This window comes from Aeromonas sp. FDAARGOS 1419 (genome assembly GCF_019047045.1).
Taxonomy (GTDB): domain Bacteria; phylum Pseudomonadota; class Gammaproteobacteria; order Enterobacterales; family Aeromonadaceae; genus Aeromonas; species Aeromonas veronii.
On the sequence record NZ_CP077209.1, the window covers coordinates 4,340,001 to 4,356,359 of the forward strand.

The window sequence follows — 16,359 nt, forward strand, 5'->3', positions numbered from 1 at the left end:
CCCGGTGCCGGAAGGTTAATTGATGGGGTTAGCGCAAGCGAAGCTCTTGATCGAAGCCCCGGTAAACGGCGGCCGTAACTATAACGGTCCTAAGGTAGCGAAATTCCTTGTCGGGTAAGTTCCGACCTGCACGAATGGTGTAACCATGGCCATGCTGTCTCCACCCGAGACTCAGTGAAATCGAATTCGCCGTGAAGATGCGGTGTACCCGCGGCTAGACGGAAAGACCCCGTGAACCTTTACTACAGCTTGGCACTGAACATTGAACCTACATGTGTAGGATAGGTGGGAGGCTTTGAAGGCGTGACGCCAGTTGCGCTGGAGCCGTCCTTGAAATACCACCCTTGTATGTTTGATGTTCTAACGCAGGGCCCTGAATCGGGCTCGCGGACAGTGCCTGGTGGGTAGTTTGACTGGGGCGGTCTCCTCCCAAAGAGTAACGGAGGAGCACGAAGGTTGGCTAATCCTGGTCGGACATCAGGAGGTTAGTGCAATGGCATAAGCCAGCTTAACTGCGAGACGGACAGGTCGAGCAGGTACGAAAGTAGGTCATAGTGATCCGGTGGTTCTGAATGGAAGGGCCATCGCTCAACGGATAAAAGGTACTCCGGGGATAACAGGCTGATACCGCCCAAGAGTTCATATCGACGGCGGTGTTTGGCACCTCGATGTCGGCTCATCACATCCTGGGGCTGAAGTCGGTCCCAAGGGTATGGCTGTTCGCCATTTAAAGTGGTACGCGAGCTGGGTTCAGAACGTCGTGAGACAGTTCGGTCCCTATCTGCCGTGGGCGTTGGATGATTGAAGGGAGTTGCTCCTAGTACGAGAGGACCGGAGTGAACGAACCTCTGGTGTTCGGGTTGTCACGCCAGTGGCACTGCCCGGTAGCTAAGTTCGGAATCGATAACCGCTGAAAGCATCTAAGCGGGAAGCGAGCCCTGAGATGAGTCATCCCTGACCCCTTGAGGGTCCTAAAGGGCCGTTGGAGACCACAACGTTGATAGGTGGGGTGTGTAAGCGCGGCGACGTGTTGAGCTAACCCATACTAATTACCCGTGAGGCTTAACCATACAACACCCAAGAAGTGTTTCTGGCCTTGTAGCGAATGAACGAATTACTTACATCAGCTTTCTCAGATTGAAGAATTTGCCTGGCGGCCATAGCGCTGTGGAACCACCTGATCCCATGCCGAACTCAGAAGTGAAACGCGGTAGCGCCGATGGTAGTGTGGCATTCGCCATGCGAGAGTAGGACACTGCCAGGCACCCAATCCAAGAAACCCCGCTCATCGAGCGGGGTTTTTTATTGGCTGCAATTTATTTATTAAATCGCCTGATAATTGACCTGTTATATTTTTTCCTTCCCCCCAACTTCCCCTCTTCCTGTCGTTTTTACTCATAAAAACAGCGATGGCAGCGTAAAATAGCGCTTTATCTGGTCGGAGATAGCCCGTGTTTTGTCCAAAATGTGGCGGTCAAACCCTGCAGAGCGTCAGCCCCAAAGAGTTTCGCTGTGGCTGCGGTTTTCATTTTTTCCAGAATGTGGCGACGGCTGTGATGGTGGCGCTTTGCTGGCAGGATGAGGTGCTGGTTGCGGTGAGGGCCGGCAATCCGGGCAAGGGGTTGCTGGATCTGCCTGGCGGATTTGTTGATCCCGGCGAGTCGCTGGAAGCAGCGCTCCATCGCGAGTTGCAGGAGGAGTTGGGGCTCGATGTTAGCGTTCAACCTTTTATCTATCTTGGTTCATACCCTAATATCTATCCCTACGATGGCATCACCTATCACACCTGTGACACCTTTTTCGCCATCAAGCTGAGTGAAAAACCGGTCATCCAGCCGGCTGACGATGTGGCCGCCTGTCAGTGGTTGAAGATCCGCGATGTTCCCTTGTCCCGCTTTGCTTTCGAGTCGACGCGCACTGCGATGGCGCGGCTGCAGCAATCCTCTTTGCAAGCCTGATCCCTGCTGATGATGATGGGGATTGGCAGCGACCATCCCTGTCTCATCCTTGTCCGCTTTTGTCCCGCAGACCCCATTCGTCAGACGGTGAGTGGTATAGTCTGCAGTGGATCAGGATTCAAGGAGCATATCGTGAAGAAGATAGTTCTCATCTTGCTCGGCATTGCCGTGGCGGCCTTGCTGGCCATCGTGACGCTGATAAGCCTCATCGACCCCAATCAATTCAAGCCCCAACTGGCTGAACAGGTGCGCAAGAGCACGGGCCGGGAACTGGTGATGGCGGGGGAGATTGACTGGCGTTTCTGGCCGAGTCTCGGGCTCTCGCTGGAGAAGGTGGCTCTGCGCAATCCGGCCGGTTTTGCCGAGCCGGATCTGGTTCGTTTCGAACAGGGCGAGGCCTCGGTTGCCCTGTTGCCGCTGCTCTCCCATCGTCTGGAGATTGGCAAGGTGACCCTGAGTAGCGCCCATCTTTTTATCCAGACCAAGGCGGATGGCAGCTCCAATCTGAGCGGACTGATCAAAGATGCCACTGCTGATGCAAGCGCACCGGTCGTCCCCGCAACCCCTGCGCCAACCGCTGATAGCAAGCCCTGGCAGATCAGCTTGCAGGGTGTCGCGCTCTCCCAGGCCAGTGCGCTGGTACAGGATGATCGCAGCGGCACGTCGCTGCGACTGGATCGCCTCGATCTCGATATGGGGCAGCTGGCCACCGGTCAGTGGGTACCCGTAACGCTGGCCGCCAAGGGGAGTGCCGACAAGCTCGCTTTCGATGTTAAAGGGCAGACCCAGATCAAGCTGGCGCAGGAGGTGATGGCCAGTGAACTGAAAGACTTGAGCCTCAGTGGCAGCCTGAGTGATCCGTCCCTGCGACTAGACAGTTTCTCCATCAAGGCAGACCGACTGGCCCTTGGTGAGTGGAGCAACCTCACGTTGGCGCTGAAGGGGACCAAGGGTGAGGGGCAGCAAGCTTCATTGGCTGGCTCGCTGGAAGGAACACTCAAGGGACGGCTCGATAAAGAGATGAAGCTGGCCGAGCTCTCCGATGTGCTGCTGACGGCTGCGCTGGAAGGTGATGCGCTGCCGCGCCCGCAGATGAAGCTGAAACTGGCCGGGTTTGCCCGTGCCGAGCTCGACAAGGAGTTGATTACCCTGAGCAAGCTGGTGATGAGTGCCGATGAGGCGCTGTTGAGTGGTGATGGAACCGTGCAGCTTGGTGCCGTTCCCGCAATCAGCTTCGATCTCAAGGGGGAGAAGCTGGATCTCGACAAATGGCTCGCCAAATCGGTACCGACCACGACCGCACAGGCGAAAGAGGACAAACCGGCGGCCGGTGCTTCCAATGCCGCTGCAAGTGACAATAAAGCGGTAACCGGCAAGAGCGAAACCCTCTCCGCGGTCGAACCGGATCTGGGCGCGCTCAAAGGGGTGGATCTGGATGGTCGGTTGCAACTTGGCAGCCTGCGCCTGAAAGGGCTGGATCTCGGTGCTGTCGATCTGCAGGTGGCTATGGCCAAGGGACTGCTCACGCTCAAACAGTTCAGCGCGACCGTGGCTGGCGGTCAGGTAAGCGCGAACGGGGTACTCGACGCGCGCCAGCAACCCGCTACCTACAAGGTGCACAAGCAGGTGGCCGGAGTGAACATTCGTCCCTTGTTGCAGACTCTGGCTCAGAGCGATCTGCTGGAGGGCAAGGGCGATCTCGATGTGCAGGTGCAGGGGCGTGGTCTCTCCGCGCTGGCACTGCGCAACGGGATGCAGGGCAAGGTTACCTTGAAACTGAGCGACGGTGCCCTGCATGGCATCAACCTGCCGGAGATGATCCGCGAGGCGCGGGCTACCCTCACCGGCAAGGGGGCCGAGCAGGTGAAGGAGGCGCGCAAGACCGACTTCAGCGCCCTGACCGCCAGCTTCCAGATTGCCAACGGCATCGCCCGCAGCAACGACATCCAGCTCTTTGCGCCGGCCTTGCGGGTCAAGGGCGAGGGGCAGACGGCGCTGGTGCCGGAGAGCCTCGACTTCCTGTTCCTCACCTCCATCGTCGAGAGCAGCAAGGGGCAGGGGGGCAAGGATGTGGACGAGCTCAAGGAGATCACCATTCCGGTGCGGATCGGCGGTCACTGGCAAGCTCCCAGCTATCAGCTCGATGTGAAGGCATTGCTCAGCAACAACAAGTTGCTGGAAGATAAGGCGCGCAAGGAGGCCGAACGCGGCCTCAAGAAGCTGCTGGGTGACAAGGCCGACAACGAGGCCGTCAAAGGGGTGGCCGACCAGCTGCTCAAGGGACTGTTCAAATAGGTGGCGGTTCATATGGGCTGTCGGGAGCCGCGCCAATGCCGTTAGCGGTTGACCGGATGTCAGCGCCATTGAAAAATGGCGCTGACATTTTTTATGGCGCAGTGAGCTGCTGTGTCTTCATCCGGAGTCATCTCGAGTTGAACCCATGCGCCTGATCTTGCTGCTCTGCTCCCTGATCTGCTACAGCATGGCGTATCCCGTGCTGGCCGGGCCGCTGGCGGAGCGTCTGGCGGGCGAGCTGGCCAGGCAGGCTCCCGAACAGGCGCTGCCTATTGACGAGGTGCAGCGGCTCGACCGTCGCCTGATTGCTCCCGATCCCCTTCATCCTGCCTGGCAGCGCTATCCGCTGCGTCAACTGCAGGCCATCTATCGCTATCAGCAGGAGTGCGGGACAGAGAATGAGTTGCCTGCCGAGTGGCTGCCGCTGCTGCGGGCGCTTTGCGGCCAAGGGGCTGTACCCTCGGCCCGCTGGTTTGCCGCTCACCCAATCTATCCGCTGGGTGGCTCCAGCGCTGCCCGCTGGCTGGCTGGTCATCCGGCGGCGGGGCTCGACGCTCTGCTCCATGTGCGGGAGCGGCGTGATCAGTTGGGGCTGCTTGGCGAGCTCGGCGATGACAACCTCGACGCCCTGCTGCGGGGTGAGCGTTGGCTGCTGCAATCCGGCCTGCTCTGGCTGCTTGCCGATGGGCAGTGGCGTCGCTATGGCGCCGGGCAGTGGCAACCGCAGGCCGAGCGGCTCGGCGTGATGCTGGATAGCCGAGTCGATGGCCCCTGTGAAGAGCGAGTCGGAGCAATTTGCTTCAATACTCGCCCCACGCTTGGTTGGCAGTGGCTGGCGCTGGCCAGCACGCTTGGTTTTATCCTGCTACTGGGGTGGGCCAGCTGGCAGCGCTGGCGCCTGCTACGGGAGCGGCGCGTCGCGTTGCAGATGCTGACCCACGAGCTGCGTACTCCCATCATGGCGCTCTCCGGTATCAGCGAGGAGCTGCGCCACGATTTCGACCAGCTCCCCCCTTCCGCCCAGCAGAGCGTGGGTCAGCTGCTGGGCAGTGTCGCCCGCCTGCATCAGCTGGCGCAGGCCAGTCGCCACTATCTGGCGGCTGAGACTCTCGAAGATGAGCGGGTGGCGGTCAGTCTCACCGAGTGGCTCACCCTGGTTTGCAAGCGGCATGACGCCACCTTCTGTCTTGAGCGGGAGATGACTCTGGCGCTCCCCTTCTACTGGCTCGATCTTGCCCTCGACAACCTGCTGCGCAACGCCAGCCAGCATGGCCGCGCACCGGTTCGGATCTGTGCCCGCTGGCAGGCGGGGCGCTTGATCCTCGCGGTCAGCGATGGCGGCGAGCTGCCGAGTTACCGGCTTGCCACCCTGCTGTGCCGCGGTGCCCGTGCCGATGGTCTGGGGTTGGGGCTTGCCATCGTGCGCCATCTGCTGCGCCGTCTTGGCGGGTGCCTCGCCCTATCCGGCCCGCCCACTACCTTCACCCTGACGCTGCCCTGCCAACTCTGGAGCAACCCCGAATCATGAAGACCATCTTGCTTGTCGAAGACGAGGCGCTGCTGGCGGAGAACCTGCAACGCTATCTGACCCGCGAAGGGTATCGCTGCCTCTGGTGCGACACTCTGGCTGCTGCGGAGCAGCAGTGGCTGGCGGCGGATCTGGTGCTGCTGGATCGCACCATGCCGGAGGGGGATGCCCTCGACTGGCTACCCCAGTGGCTGGCGCGCAAGGCGCTGCCGGTGATCGTGCTCACCGCAAGGGTGGAGGTGAGCGATCGGGTGGCTGGGCTCGATGCGGGGGCGCGCGACTACCTGACCAAACCCTTCTCCCACGACGAGCTGCTGGCGCGGATCCGGGCCCAGTTGCGTCAGCTGGGGGATGGCACTCAGGCGGTGGGCGGCTTGCAGCTCCACCCCGCCCGGATGCAGGCGAGCTGGCAGGATGCGGAGGTGAGCTTTACCCCCACCGAGTTTGCCCTGCTCACCCTGCTGGTGCGGATGGCGGGGCGGGTGCTGAGCCGGGAGGAGATCCTCAATCGGGTGTGGGGCTATCAGGCGTTTCCCTCCACTCGCACCGTCGATACCCATATTCTGCAACTGCGCCAGAAGCTGCCCGGACTGGCCATCGAGACGGTGCGCGGCATCGGCTACCGGCTGGAGGTGCCAACGTGAAGCGTGCAACGCTGGCTGGGCTGCTGTTGGCTCTAAGCGTCGGCTTGCTGAACGCAAGCTGTGTGATGGCAACCGAACGCCTCCAGGAAACCGAACGCGCCGACCCGCTGCAACCGGCTACCTTGGCACTGTTGCAGGGGGATAACCGGCACGCCTGGCAATCTTTGCAGCAGGCTTGGCCTGCCCTCAACAGCGATGCCGAGCGCCGTAGCTGGCAGGGGATGCTGGCCGCGCTGAGTGCCCAGCACTGCGGCAAGGATTTCCCACTGACCTTGCCTGATGGGGTGAGCGAGCTGCGCCTTGAGCTGATCCAGCGCGATGCGCCGCTGCTGCGGGATTATCGGGTGCAGTTGACCGGGGAGGGGGCCATCACCGCCGCTGAACTTGTCGATCCCGCTGGCCGTGACCGACTGGCAGGCGCTCAGTGGGAGGCGGAAGAGAACTCCGGAGTCAGGGTTGTCGGGGCCGATCTACCGACGCCTTTGCCAGCTGGCCTCTATCAGCTGCGGCTGACGGTGGCGGGCAAAGCGTGGCAGGTAGTGCTGCCGCTGCCTACGGTGCAGGATCTGGACTGGCTCTCCCGCTCGCCGCTGGCGGTGGCCAATCCCCCCGCCAATCCCGCTTCGTGCACTCCGCTCTGGCTCGATCAGGCTGTGCTGGCCCGCCCGCAATATTCCCTGCTCTGGTGGCACCGGATTGCACCCAATGAGCCGGTGAACTGGCCTGCCGCCACGCCCGATAGCTGGAGCACCCTCTCGCTGGTGCAGACCAGCCAGCGCGGTCAGCTGGTGTTGCAGCTGAGTCACAGTCAGGCTGGGCCGGTGGACTAGTGGTCGTCGTGATGGTCAGGTCACCGCAATCCTGACATTGGCCTGACAATCGCAGGCGGCCAATCTGCTGAAATGGCGATTCCCGTGTGTTATCAGGAATCACCGACCATGACTTCTTTCCCCGTGCTGGCGAGCCGGATCCGCCTGCTGCTGTTGATGCCGCTGTTCTCCCTGCCTGCCGAGGCGCTGACCCTGGCCAACGATCAGTGGCGCATCGAGCTGGATCCCGCCACTCTGGCGGCCGAGGCTATCCTACCCTCGGGCCAGCACCTTGCCATCTCTTCCCCCGGTCCGCGCCAACCGGTCACCGCCTTGCAGCAGGAGGGGGAGCGTGCCAGCTGGCTGACTCGTGCCGATGGCGAGGTGCGAGCCTCTGCCCGTCTCGAGGGCAACCGTCTGATCCTCAGCTTGAGTCGTGCGAGTGCTGGCGAGCTGGTGTGGCCGCGAGTGCCGGCAGGGGCGCAGGCGCTGATGCTGCCGATCCACGAGGGTTTTCGCATCCCGGTTGATCATCCCGAGTGGCGCAAGGCACTGGCGCAGGAGTATCAGGGGATCAATACCACCGAAAATCTCACCCTGCCGCTGGTCGGGCTGGATCACGGGGATCAGCAGCTGGCGATCCTCTTTGCCAACCCCTTCAACAACTGGCTCACCTTTGCTCCGAAGAAAGATGGCATTGCCCTCACCGCGACCCACAGCGTCAATCGCCTCAATCTGGCCGACCCCTATGAGGTGGTGGTGACGCTGCAGCCGGGCAACGACTGGCTGGCGGCGGCCAAGGCCTATCGCCACTGGTTGCAGGCTCGGGGCGAGCTTGTCTCGCTCGAGAGCAAGCTGGGGGCGGTACCGGATGGCAAACGGCTGATCGGTGCCTCTCACCTCTACCTTTGGGGCGAGCGACTGCTGGTGCCACAGGATGTGAAGAGTTGGCCCGCGCTGCGCCGCCTGATGCCCACCGACTGGCTCAAGGGGGAGAGCAAAACGGCGCTGCAAGCGCCCGATCTTGAGCGCAACCGCTATCTGCAAAATCTGGTATTGGCCGGAGTGGAGCAGGCGCTGGCGCAGCGCCATCCGGGTCAGCAACCGGCCGATTTCGCTGCCCGGCGTGCGCTAGCAGTCAGACAGCTGGGCGCTGCGCTCAACGAGCCGCAGAGTTGGGGCGATGGCAGCTCGGCCAAGATGATCGCCGCTCTCAAGCAGGCTGGACTACCCAGACTCTGGCTGGGGCTGCCCCAGTGGACTGCCGGTTTTGCTGCGCCGCAGGGGATTGCACTTGCCAAAGCGGCGGGCTATCTCATCGCTCCCTACGACTCTTACGATACCGCGCTGCCGGAGGGAAATCGCCAGCAGAGCTGGCTCACCGCCCAGATGGGGCAGGATATTTACCTGCGCTGCGGCATCATGCAGGAGAACGGACGGCGCAAGAGCGGCTTTCAAAATAGCGGCGTCTACACCAATCAGGCCTGTGTGCGCCCGGTGATGGAGCAGCGAGTGCCCAAATTGCAGCAGGCGAGCCACTACAACAGCTGGTTCCTCGATGTGGCGGCGACCGGCATGGTGTTTGACGACTTCGACCCGGCCAAGCCGACCACTCAGGCGCAGGATGCGCAAAACCGGATGGCCGGGATGGCGTGGATTGCCAGGAGTCAGGGTGTACTGGTGGGCTCCGAGGAGGGCGGCGCTGTTGCCAACCGCACCGCGGCCTTTGCCCATGGCCCCCAGACCAGCGGCTTTGGCTGGCAGGATCCCGATATGCGCCGCAACAAGCGCTCTCCCTACTATCTGGGGGCCTGGTATCCCGAGTTTCAGCCCGCGTTCTTCTTTCGCCAGAGCCACCTAAAACCTGAGTATCAGGGGCTTTACTTCGATCCGGCGCTGCGGTTGCCGCTGCTCCAGAGCGTTTTTCACGACAGCATAGTGACCACCCACCACTGGACGATGGATAGCCTCAAGTTCAAGGAGAGCCGTCAGGTCACCGAGCTGTTGCAGCAGCTCTACAACGTGCCGCCGCTGCTCAACCTCAGTCTGGATAGCGCCAGCGCGCGCATTCCCTACCTCAAGGGGCTCGATGCCTTCTTCCGCCCGCTGCATGAGCGGCTCTACAACCAGCCGCTCACCGGTTTTCGCTGGCTCGATAAAAGAGGTGTGGTGCAGCAGAGCGAGTTTGCCGATGGCACCAGATTGGTGGCCAACTTCGGCCCAGCCACCGAACTGGCAGGGATAAAATTGGCCGCTCAAAGCGTGTTGGCGCTGTTGCCCGATGGCAGCCAGCAGCAGTTTGTCTCGCAACCGGATGGCGTCCGCTAATCTGGCGTTCTGGCTTTTATTTCATCAGATGATGCTGTGGCAGAACTTTTTATGTATAGATGAACGTTCTGCAAAATAAACGAGAGGCAGTTCTGATGATTGAGAGTGAAGTGATTAGAGAGGTAAACCATCCGGCGTGGCCGCTGGTCTGGCAGATCTATGGCGAGAGTTTTCCCCGCTACGAGCAGCGCCAGTCACAGCATCAGCCCCAGAAGATGCGGGATCCTCGCTATCACTGCCAAATCTTTTATCTGGACGGCCTGCTGCTCGGTTTCATCTTCTGGCGGGCGTGCGGTGAGCAGATCTATATCGAACATCTGGCCATCAATCCGGCGCTGCGCGGCCGCAACTACGGCAGCCGCCTGCTGGCTGAATTTTGCGAGCGGGCAGGCAAAACCGTCATTCTCGAGATCGATCCGCCAGAGGATGAGATTGCCATTCGCCGTCTGCGCTTCTATCAGGGGCTGGGCTTTTGTCTCAACGACTATGCCCATGTCCACCCGCCCTATCATCCGGACTATCAAGGTCATGCGCTACGGGTGTTGAGCTATCCGGGGCTTCTTGAGGAAGAGGCCTATCAGCGTTTCAACAGCATGCTGGTGGAGACGGTGATGGAGCACGGCTGAGGAGCAGCCGTAAGAATGCTGTTTTACCGATAAGAGCTGGGCCCGCCTGAAGCAATTCAGGCGGGCCCTTTTTCATTGCCGCTGGAGGGAATTACTCCCCCAGCAGCTTGTGCCAGACGGCGAGCACATGGCTGCGCTCGTTTTGCAGCTGATCGTCGCTTACCTTGCGGGAGATCTCCGAGAGGTTGAGGCGATGGCCGAGGTTGCGGATCTCCAGATAGGCCTGCTTCAGCCCCTCCGCCTGCTCCAGGGTCAGCACCCCCGCCATGACGCACTCATCGAAGATGCGCACGTTATCGGACCAGCGGGTGAGGGCATCGGGTTCACCGCAGGCGTGGGCCAGCACCAGATACTGGGCGATAAACTCGATATCCACCATGCCGCCGGGGGACTGCTTGAGGTCGAACTCGCCGGCACCGGCTTTGAGCAGGTGATCCCGCATCTTGTGGCGCATCTCGCGCACCTCGCGGGCCAGGGTCGGCAGCTCCCGCTCCTTGGCCAGCACATCGCGGCGGATACGGGCAAATTCGGCAACGATGGCGTCATCGCCATAGATGGGGCGAGCCCGCACCAGCGCCTGATGTTCCCAGGTCCACGCCTCGTTTTGCTGATACTGCTCATAGGCCGACAGCGACGAGACCAGCAGGCCGGAGTCGCCGGAGGGGCGCAGCCGCATATCGATCTCGTAGAGGATCCCGGAGGGGGTACGGGTGCTGAACAGGTGCAGGATCCGCTGGGCGAGGCGCAGGTAGAACTGGCGGCTGTCGATGGGCTTGCGGCCATCTGTGTAGCTGTTGGGGTCGCCGCCGTGCAGGAACACCAGATCGAGATCCGAGCCGTAGCCGAGCTCGATGCCGCCCAGCTTGCCATAGGCCACCACCGCAAAGCCGCGCTGGCCGCTGGTTGCCACCTCGGGCGGCACTCCGTAGCGCTCGCTCATCTGGGCCCAGGCCTGATTGACCACCTCTTCGGTGATCGCCTCCGCCAGCCAGGTGAGGTGGTCGCTCACCTTCATCAGCGGCAGGGCGCCGGCGATGTCGGCCGCCACGATGCGCAGCAGCTGCACCTGTTTGAACTGGCGCAGCGCCTCCATCTGCTGCTCCACGTCCTCTTCGGGGATGCGCAGCAGGAACTGGCGCAACTGGGGCTTGTACTGATCGAGCGGGGTGGGGTGGTAGAGGTGCTGGGGATCGAGCAGCTCGTCCAGCAGGATAGGGTAGCGGGCCAGCTGTTCGCTCACCAGATGGCTGGCGTCACACAGCCGCACCAGCTGGCGCAGGGCGCCCGGGTTCTCCGCCAGCAGCTGCAGATAGGCGCTGCGGGTGAAGATGCGGGTCAGCAGCTCGCACACCCGCTCGAACAGGCGGGCGGGCTGTTCGCTGGCGACCACCAGCCGCAGCAGCTCCGGCATCAGCCAGTCCAGCGCGATGCGCCCCTGCGGCCCTACCTGACGTCGCTTGTACTCCTCCTTGAAGCGCAGCAGCGCGGCGCTGAGCGGGGCGGGCTCGGCCACTCCCTGCGCGGTCAGCAGCTGCTCCAACTCGGCGGCGTCGAGCTCGGTGCGCCACAGATCGAGCCAGAGTTGCTCCAGATGGGCGGGGGCCTCTTTCTCTTCCCCCACCACGGCGGCAAACTCCTGATGGACGGCCGCCATCTCCTCGTCCAGATGAGCCATGAAGGCGCCCCAGTCAGCAAAGCCGAGGGCGGCGACGAGCCGCTGGCGATCCCGCTCCTCGGTGGGCAGGGTCTGGGTCTGCTGATCGCCGATCTCCTGCAAGATGTTCTCGACCCGGCGCAGGAAGCGATAGGCATCCAGCAGGCGGTTGCAATGGGTGGATTTGAGGGCGCCGCACTGGGCGATGGCGGCCAGCGCCTCTGGCAGATGGCGCACCCGCAGCGCCGGCTCACGCCCGCCGCGAATAAGTTGCAGCGCCTGGGCGATGAACTCCACCTCGCGAATGCCGCCAGCCCCCAGCTTGATGTTGCCCTCCAGCCCCTTGCGGCGCACCTCGGCGGCGATCATCGCCTTCATCTGGCGCAGGCCGTCGATGACGCCGAAGTCGATATAGCGGCGAAACACGAAGGGGCGCAGCATCTCGGCCAGCTCCACCGCATGTTCGCACTGGGGCCCCAGCACCCGCGCCTTGACCATGGCGTAGCGCTCCCAGTTGCGGCCGTGGTGCTGGTAGTAATCCTCCATGGCGGCAAACGAGATGGCCAGCGGCCCCGCGTCACCAAAGGGGCGCAGCCGCATATCGACCCGAAACACCTGACCGTCGACCGTGCTCTGGTGCAGGGCGTTGATGATGCGCTGGCCCAGCTTGATGAAGAATTGCTGGTTGGCGAGCTCGCGCCGCCCGCCGACCGTGTAGCCGTTCTCGGGGAAGGTGAAGATAAGGTCGATGTCCGAGGAGAAGTTGAGCTCGCCGCCCCCCAGCTTGCCCATGCCGAGGATCAGTAGCGGTTGCGGATTACCGTTGCCATCCATCGGGGTGCCCAGCTCGCTGCACTGTTTGGCGTAGAGCCAGTCACGAGCGGAGCAGATGAGGGCATCCGCCAGTTTGGTGAGGTGGATAAAGCTCTCTTCCACCGCTGCATGGCCCAGCAGCTCGCGCCAGGCGATCACCAGCATGTGGCTGCGGCGGAACTGGCGCAGGATACGCTTGAGCGCCTCTTCATCACTCACCTCGGCGAGCAGGGCGGTCAGATCGCGCTGGTAGGCGGGCCAGCGTTCGGAGCGCTCCAGATCTCCGGAGGCGAGCAGCTCGGTCAGCAACGCCGGCTGCTTGAAGAGGGAGTCGGCGACAAAATCGGAGAGGCCGAGCAGGGTCAGCAGGGTCTGGCGAACGGGCTCGGGCAGCGAGCCATAGTCGGGGGCCAGTTCGATCAGTCGCTGCCATTGGCGCTCGGCCTGTTCTTGCAGCAGGGGGGAGAGGGCGGAGAAAGAGGGAGAGTGCTGGGCCACGGTTGCCGTCCTTGTGGTTCACGACAGAGGGTTAACGACACGAGGTTAACAACGCTGCCGGTTCAAAATGGTGGCTGCCAATCTAGCACTGTCAGGCCCCCGCGTCACAGCACAGGGGCGAGAAGCATGATCCAGAAAGGAAAATGGGTTGCTGGTGGGGATATGAAGAAAGGCCCCGCAGGGCCTTTCTGTCTATGCGCTGTGGTCACGCCAGCTTGAAGGACTGGATCTGGCTGTCGAGCTCCTTGCTGTGCTGCTCGACCAGTTCGGAGGCCTCTTGCAGCTCGCGTAGAACTACCACAGAGCCTTCGGCGATCTGCTTGACCTGCTCCAGATTGCCGCGCATCTCTTCGGCGACCGAGCTCTGCTGCTCGGAGGCGGCGGCGATGTGGCGGTTCATGTCGGCGACACCCTGTACCCGCTGCACTATGGTGGCGAGCTGTGTACCGGCCTGGGTCACCTGTTCCACCCCCTTGTCGGCCTGCTGTACGCTTTGGGCCATCAGCTCGCCAGCCTGATGGGCATTGCCCTGCAGCTGTTCGATCATCTTTTGGATCTCGACGGTGGCGGCCTGAGCCCGGTTGGCCAGTTCACGCACTTCGGAGGCCACCACGGCAAAGCCACGACCCGCTTCACCGGCGCGAGCCGCTTCGATTGCCGCGTTAAGTGCCAGCAGGTTGGTCTGCTCCGAGATGCCGCGAATGGTGTCGACCACAGAGCCAATGCGCTCGACCCCCTGCTCCACCTCGTTGACCACGGTGGCGGAGCGTTGGATGTTGCCGGAGAGGGTGTCGATGGTGCTGACGGTATCGGCGACGCAGCGGCTCCCCTCTTCCGCCAGCTGGCTGGTTTCGGCGGTGGCGTGAGAGGCCTGATCCGCATGGGCGGCCACTTCGCGAATGGCACCGACCATCTGGCTCATGGCGCTGGCCAGCTGTTCGATCTGGGTGAACTCTTCGTTGATCGCTTCGTTGGCCTCTTCCATGCAAAGGGTCACCTGGGAGGCGATGTCGTTGAGCTCCTTGCAGGCGGCGCGCTGGTTGCCAAACACCTCTTTGAGATTCTCCTGCGAGTGGGAGACCGCCTTGGCGATGTCACCGAATTCGTCACGAGACTTGAGCAGTACCTTGTGGCTGAGGTCCCGCTTGGCGAAGCGTTCCAGCAGGCTCACCAGATAGTGCACCTGCTTGACCATCAGGCGGGAGCCGGTGAGCAGCAGGATCACGAACAGCAGCCCCATGATGGCGGTCTCCATAAGACCGGTCCAGAGCAGGCGATTGGAGATCGCATCCGCCTTGGCGGGATCGAGCCCTTCGCTGAGCAGGGTCGCTTCCAGATTGTTGGCGTCAAACCAGAGCTTGGTCAGTAGCAGGAGGGTACTGAACACCATCAGCAGCACCACTTTGGGTACCAACCGGATGTTGCTCATTCTTTTCTCCAGCAGGTTCAGCTGCATTGTCATTCTCCTTTTAAAAGCCGTTTTTTCCTTTGCCCTCAGGACTATCGGCATTATCTTCTCTTTTATTAATTTGCACTGTGCTTAAAGTTGGAAAATGTATGCGACATCACTTAACTCATCTGCGGGCGATGGATCTGCTGATGGCATTTCTGTCGATTATCTCGGTTGTGCTGGTGACGGCCCGCTGGTGGGGCCATGAGAGCCTGACACCACAGACCCTGCAGCTCTTCTATGACCTCGACAGTCTGATCTGCTACTTCTTCCTCGCGCACTTTGCTTATGGCTGGATCCGGGCCTCCGATCGCAAGGCCTATTTCAAGGCCAACTGGATCTATCTGCCGGGTAGCCTGCCGATGGCGGAGCAGTTGCGCTGGGCGCGGTTGATCCAGCTTTGGCGGGTCTATCAGCTGTTCAAGGAGCACCCGGATCTCTGGGCCATGTTCCGTCGCGAGCGCAACGAGACCACCCTCTCCGGCATCCTGTTTCTGTTCTTCCTGCTGCTGGGGGTGGGCTCCGGCGTCATGTACTGGATTGAGTCAGGCCAGCCCGGCAGCCAGATTGAGACACCCTATGACGCGTTCTGGTGGACGCTGGTGACCCTCTCGACTGTCGGTTACGGGGATCTGGTGCCCAAGACCGAGGAGGGGCGGTTTGTCGCCAGCCTGCTGATCCTGTTTGGGGTCGGTCTGTTCGGTGCCATCAGCGGTTTTATGGCCAGCCTGTTTTTGCAGCCCAACAAGGGGGATGGCGAGACCGACAAGTGGCGTCATCACTACAACAACCAGCAAGAGGAGCTGCTGCGAGAGATCCGCGCCCTGCGCAGCGAAGTACAGGAGCTGAAAAACAAGTGAGGCCGCAGACGGGCAAGTTGCGAGTTGACTCGCAACTCTGCGCTCTTTAATCCGGGGGAGGTGCTTTTTCTTTGCTTGTCCTTTAACCTGCTGGCGGCTTAACATTCAACCTCTTGTCCAAACCTGAAAAAGAGAACCGATCGACCATGCGCGCCCTTCTCGGGATTTTGATCTGCTTGTGTGCCCAACAGGCACTGGCCGATACCCGTTATGTTTCAGACAACATCTTTACCTATATCCACAATGGCCCGGGTACCCAGTACCGGATCCTTGGCAGCGTCAAGGCTGGTGAACCGCTGGAGGTAAAGGCGGTGAACAGCGAGGCCGGTTTCACCCAGGTGGTGGACGGTCGTGGCCGCGAGGGGTGGATCAAAAACAGCGAACTGCAGAGCCAGATCAGCCTGCGCGAGCGTCTGCCCCAGGTGGAAAAAGAGCGCGATGAGCTTAAAGATCGCTTGCAGAACCTTAACGGTGACAACGAGAAACGCTTCACCGAGAAGGATGGTCAGATCGCTGCCCAGAGCAAGGAGATCGCCGCCCTCAAGGCCCAGCTGGTCAGTCAGGGTGAGGAGATGAGCAATCTCAAAGAGCAGAATGATGCCCTGACCCAGAGCTACGACAACCAGGAACATGACATGCAGATGGACTGGTTTATCCGTGGTGGTGCCATGGTGGGGGCGGGGATCCTGCTCGGCATCCTGCTGCCGATGCTGCCCCGTCGTCGCAGCCGTGGCGATCGCTGGATGAACTGACAGCCTCTGGCTGAATGAATTGCTGAGAAGGGTCGCCGTGGCGGCCCTTCTTTTTTGGGGCGCATTGGGCGGAATGCGTGGCTGCTTTGCGATAGAGCAGCGGCAGATCGTATACAAAATGAAGTCAGATGACCCTCACGCTTG

At 61.6% G+C, this 16,359-nt stretch carries 11 protein-coding genes and 2 rRNA genes (1 of these 13 cut by a window edge); 11 read left to right on the forward strand and 2 right to left on the reverse strand.

The features are described 5' to 3' along the window. The 9 genes from I6L49_RS19915 to I6L49_RS19955 form a co-directional block, all read left to right on the forward strand. A 23S ribosomal RNA gene (locus I6L49_RS19915) occupies positions 1 to 1,070 on the forward strand; it begins 1,820 nt to the left of the window's first position. Between the two features lie 79 nt (positions 1,071 to 1,149). Further along, a 5S ribosomal RNA gene (gene rrf / locus I6L49_RS19920) occupies positions 1,150 to 1,264 on the forward strand. A 187-nt stretch (positions 1,265 to 1,451) separates the two neighbouring features. After that, on the forward strand, positions 1,452 to 1,958 hold the full coding sequence (locus tag I6L49_RS19925; protein ID WP_216950215.1) for an NUDIX domain-containing protein: 507 nt from the start codon (positions 1,452 to 1,454) through the stop codon (positions 1,956 to 1,958). Between the two features lie 132 nt (positions 1,959 to 2,090). Next, positions 2,091 to 4,253, forward strand: a complete 2,163-nt coding sequence (locus tag I6L49_RS19930) for an AsmA family protein (protein WP_216950216.1) — start codon at positions 2,091 to 2,093, stop codon at positions 4,251 to 4,253. A gap of 145 nt (positions 4,254 to 4,398) precedes the next feature. Further along, the gene (locus I6L49_RS19935; RefSeq protein ID WP_216950217.1) at positions 4,399 to 5,781 is read left to right on the forward strand and encodes a DUF3404 domain-containing protein; all 1,383 of its coding nucleotides are present in this window, start codon (positions 4,399 to 4,401) and stop codon (positions 5,779 to 5,781) included. Beyond that, positions 5,778 to 6,425, forward strand: a complete 648-nt coding sequence (locus I6L49_RS19940; protein WP_203130021.1) for a response regulator transcription factor — start codon at positions 5,778 to 5,780, stop codon at positions 6,423 to 6,425. The genes I6L49_RS19935 and I6L49_RS19940 overlap by 4 nt, the downstream gene beginning before the upstream one ends. Beyond that, a complete protein-coding gene (locus I6L49_RS19945; RefSeq protein ID WP_216950218.1) occupies positions 6,422 to 7,255 on the forward strand; it encodes a DUF2861 family protein in 834 nt (277 codons plus the stop codon). Before I6L49_RS19940 ends, I6L49_RS19945 begins: the two co-directional genes overlap by 4 nt. Before the next feature lie 108 nt (positions 7,256 to 7,363). Continuing rightward, a complete protein-coding gene (locus I6L49_RS19950; RefSeq protein ID WP_216950219.1) occupies positions 7,364 to 9,562 on the forward strand; it encodes a glycoside hydrolase in 2,199 nt (732 codons plus the stop codon). A gap of 95 nt (positions 9,563 to 9,657) precedes the next feature. Then, positions 9,658 to 10,188: a GNAT family N-acetyltransferase gene (locus I6L49_RS19955; protein WP_216950220.1), complete on the forward strand. Its 531-nt coding sequence runs from the start codon at positions 9,658 to 9,660 to the stop codon at positions 10,186 to 10,188. A 91-nt stretch (positions 10,189 to 10,279) separates the two neighbouring features. On the opposite strand, the gene glnE is transcribed toward I6L49_RS19955, so the two are convergent. After that, a complete protein-coding gene (glnE, locus tag I6L49_RS19960; protein ID WP_216950221.1) occupies positions 10,280 to 13,153 on the reverse strand; it encodes a bifunctional [glutamate--ammonia ligase]-adenylyl-L-tyrosine phosphorylase/[glutamate--ammonia-ligase] adenylyltransferase in 2,874 nt (957 codons plus the stop codon). Positions 13,154 to 13,358: 205 nt separating this feature from the next. Beyond that, positions 13,359 to 14,609, reverse strand: coding sequence for a methyl-accepting chemotaxis protein (locus tag I6L49_RS19965; protein WP_216950222.1), 1,251 nt, complete (start codon positions 14,607 to 14,609; stop codon positions 13,359 to 13,361). A 101-nt stretch (positions 14,610 to 14,710) separates the two neighbouring features. Here I6L49_RS19965 and I6L49_RS19970 point away from each other — a divergent pair, with 101 nt between their 5' ends. Both I6L49_RS19970 and I6L49_RS19975 read left to right on the forward strand, forming a co-directional pair. Continuing rightward, the gene (locus I6L49_RS19970; RefSeq protein ID WP_005354446.1) at positions 14,711 to 15,463 is read left to right on the forward strand and encodes a potassium channel family protein; all 753 of its coding nucleotides are present in this window, start codon (positions 14,711 to 14,713) and stop codon (positions 15,461 to 15,463) included. Positions 15,464 to 15,609: 146 nt separating this feature from the next. Continuing rightward, positions 15,610 to 16,215: a TIGR04211 family SH3 domain-containing protein gene (locus I6L49_RS19975; RefSeq protein ID WP_005335443.1), complete on the forward strand. Its 606-nt coding sequence runs from the start codon at positions 15,610 to 15,612 to the stop codon at positions 16,213 to 16,215. The last annotated feature ends 144 nt before the right edge of the window (positions 16,216 to 16,359 follow it).

Excerpts from the sequence above, each read along its gene's own strand:
- I6L49_RS19955 (WP_216950220.1), top strand. The coding sequence starts at position 9,658 with ATGATTGAGAGTGAAGTGATTAGAGAGGTAAACCATCCGGCGTGGCCG.
- I6L49_RS19950 (WP_216950219.1), top strand. The coding sequence starts at position 7,364 with ATGACTTCTTTCCCCGTGCTGGCGAGCCGGATCCGCCTGCTGCTGTTG.
- I6L49_RS19970 (WP_005354446.1), top strand. The coding sequence starts at position 14,711 with ATGCGACATCACTTAACTCATCTGCGGGCGATGGATCTGCTGATGGCA.
- I6L49_RS19975 (WP_005335443.1), top strand. The coding sequence starts at position 15,610 with ATGCGCGCCCTTCTCGGGATTTTGATCTGCTTGTGTGCCCAACAGGCA.
- I6L49_RS19965 (WP_216950222.1), bottom strand. The coding sequence starts at position 14,609 with ATGCAGCTGAACCTGCTGGAGAAAAGAATGAGCAACATCCGGTTGGTA.
- I6L49_RS19935 (WP_216950217.1), top strand. The coding sequence starts at position 4,399 with ATGCGCCTGATCTTGCTGCTCTGCTCCCTGATCTGCTACAGCATGGCG.
- I6L49_RS19940 (WP_203130021.1), top strand. The coding sequence starts at position 5,778 with ATGAAGACCATCTTGCTTGTCGAAGACGAGGCGCTGCTGGCGGAGAAC.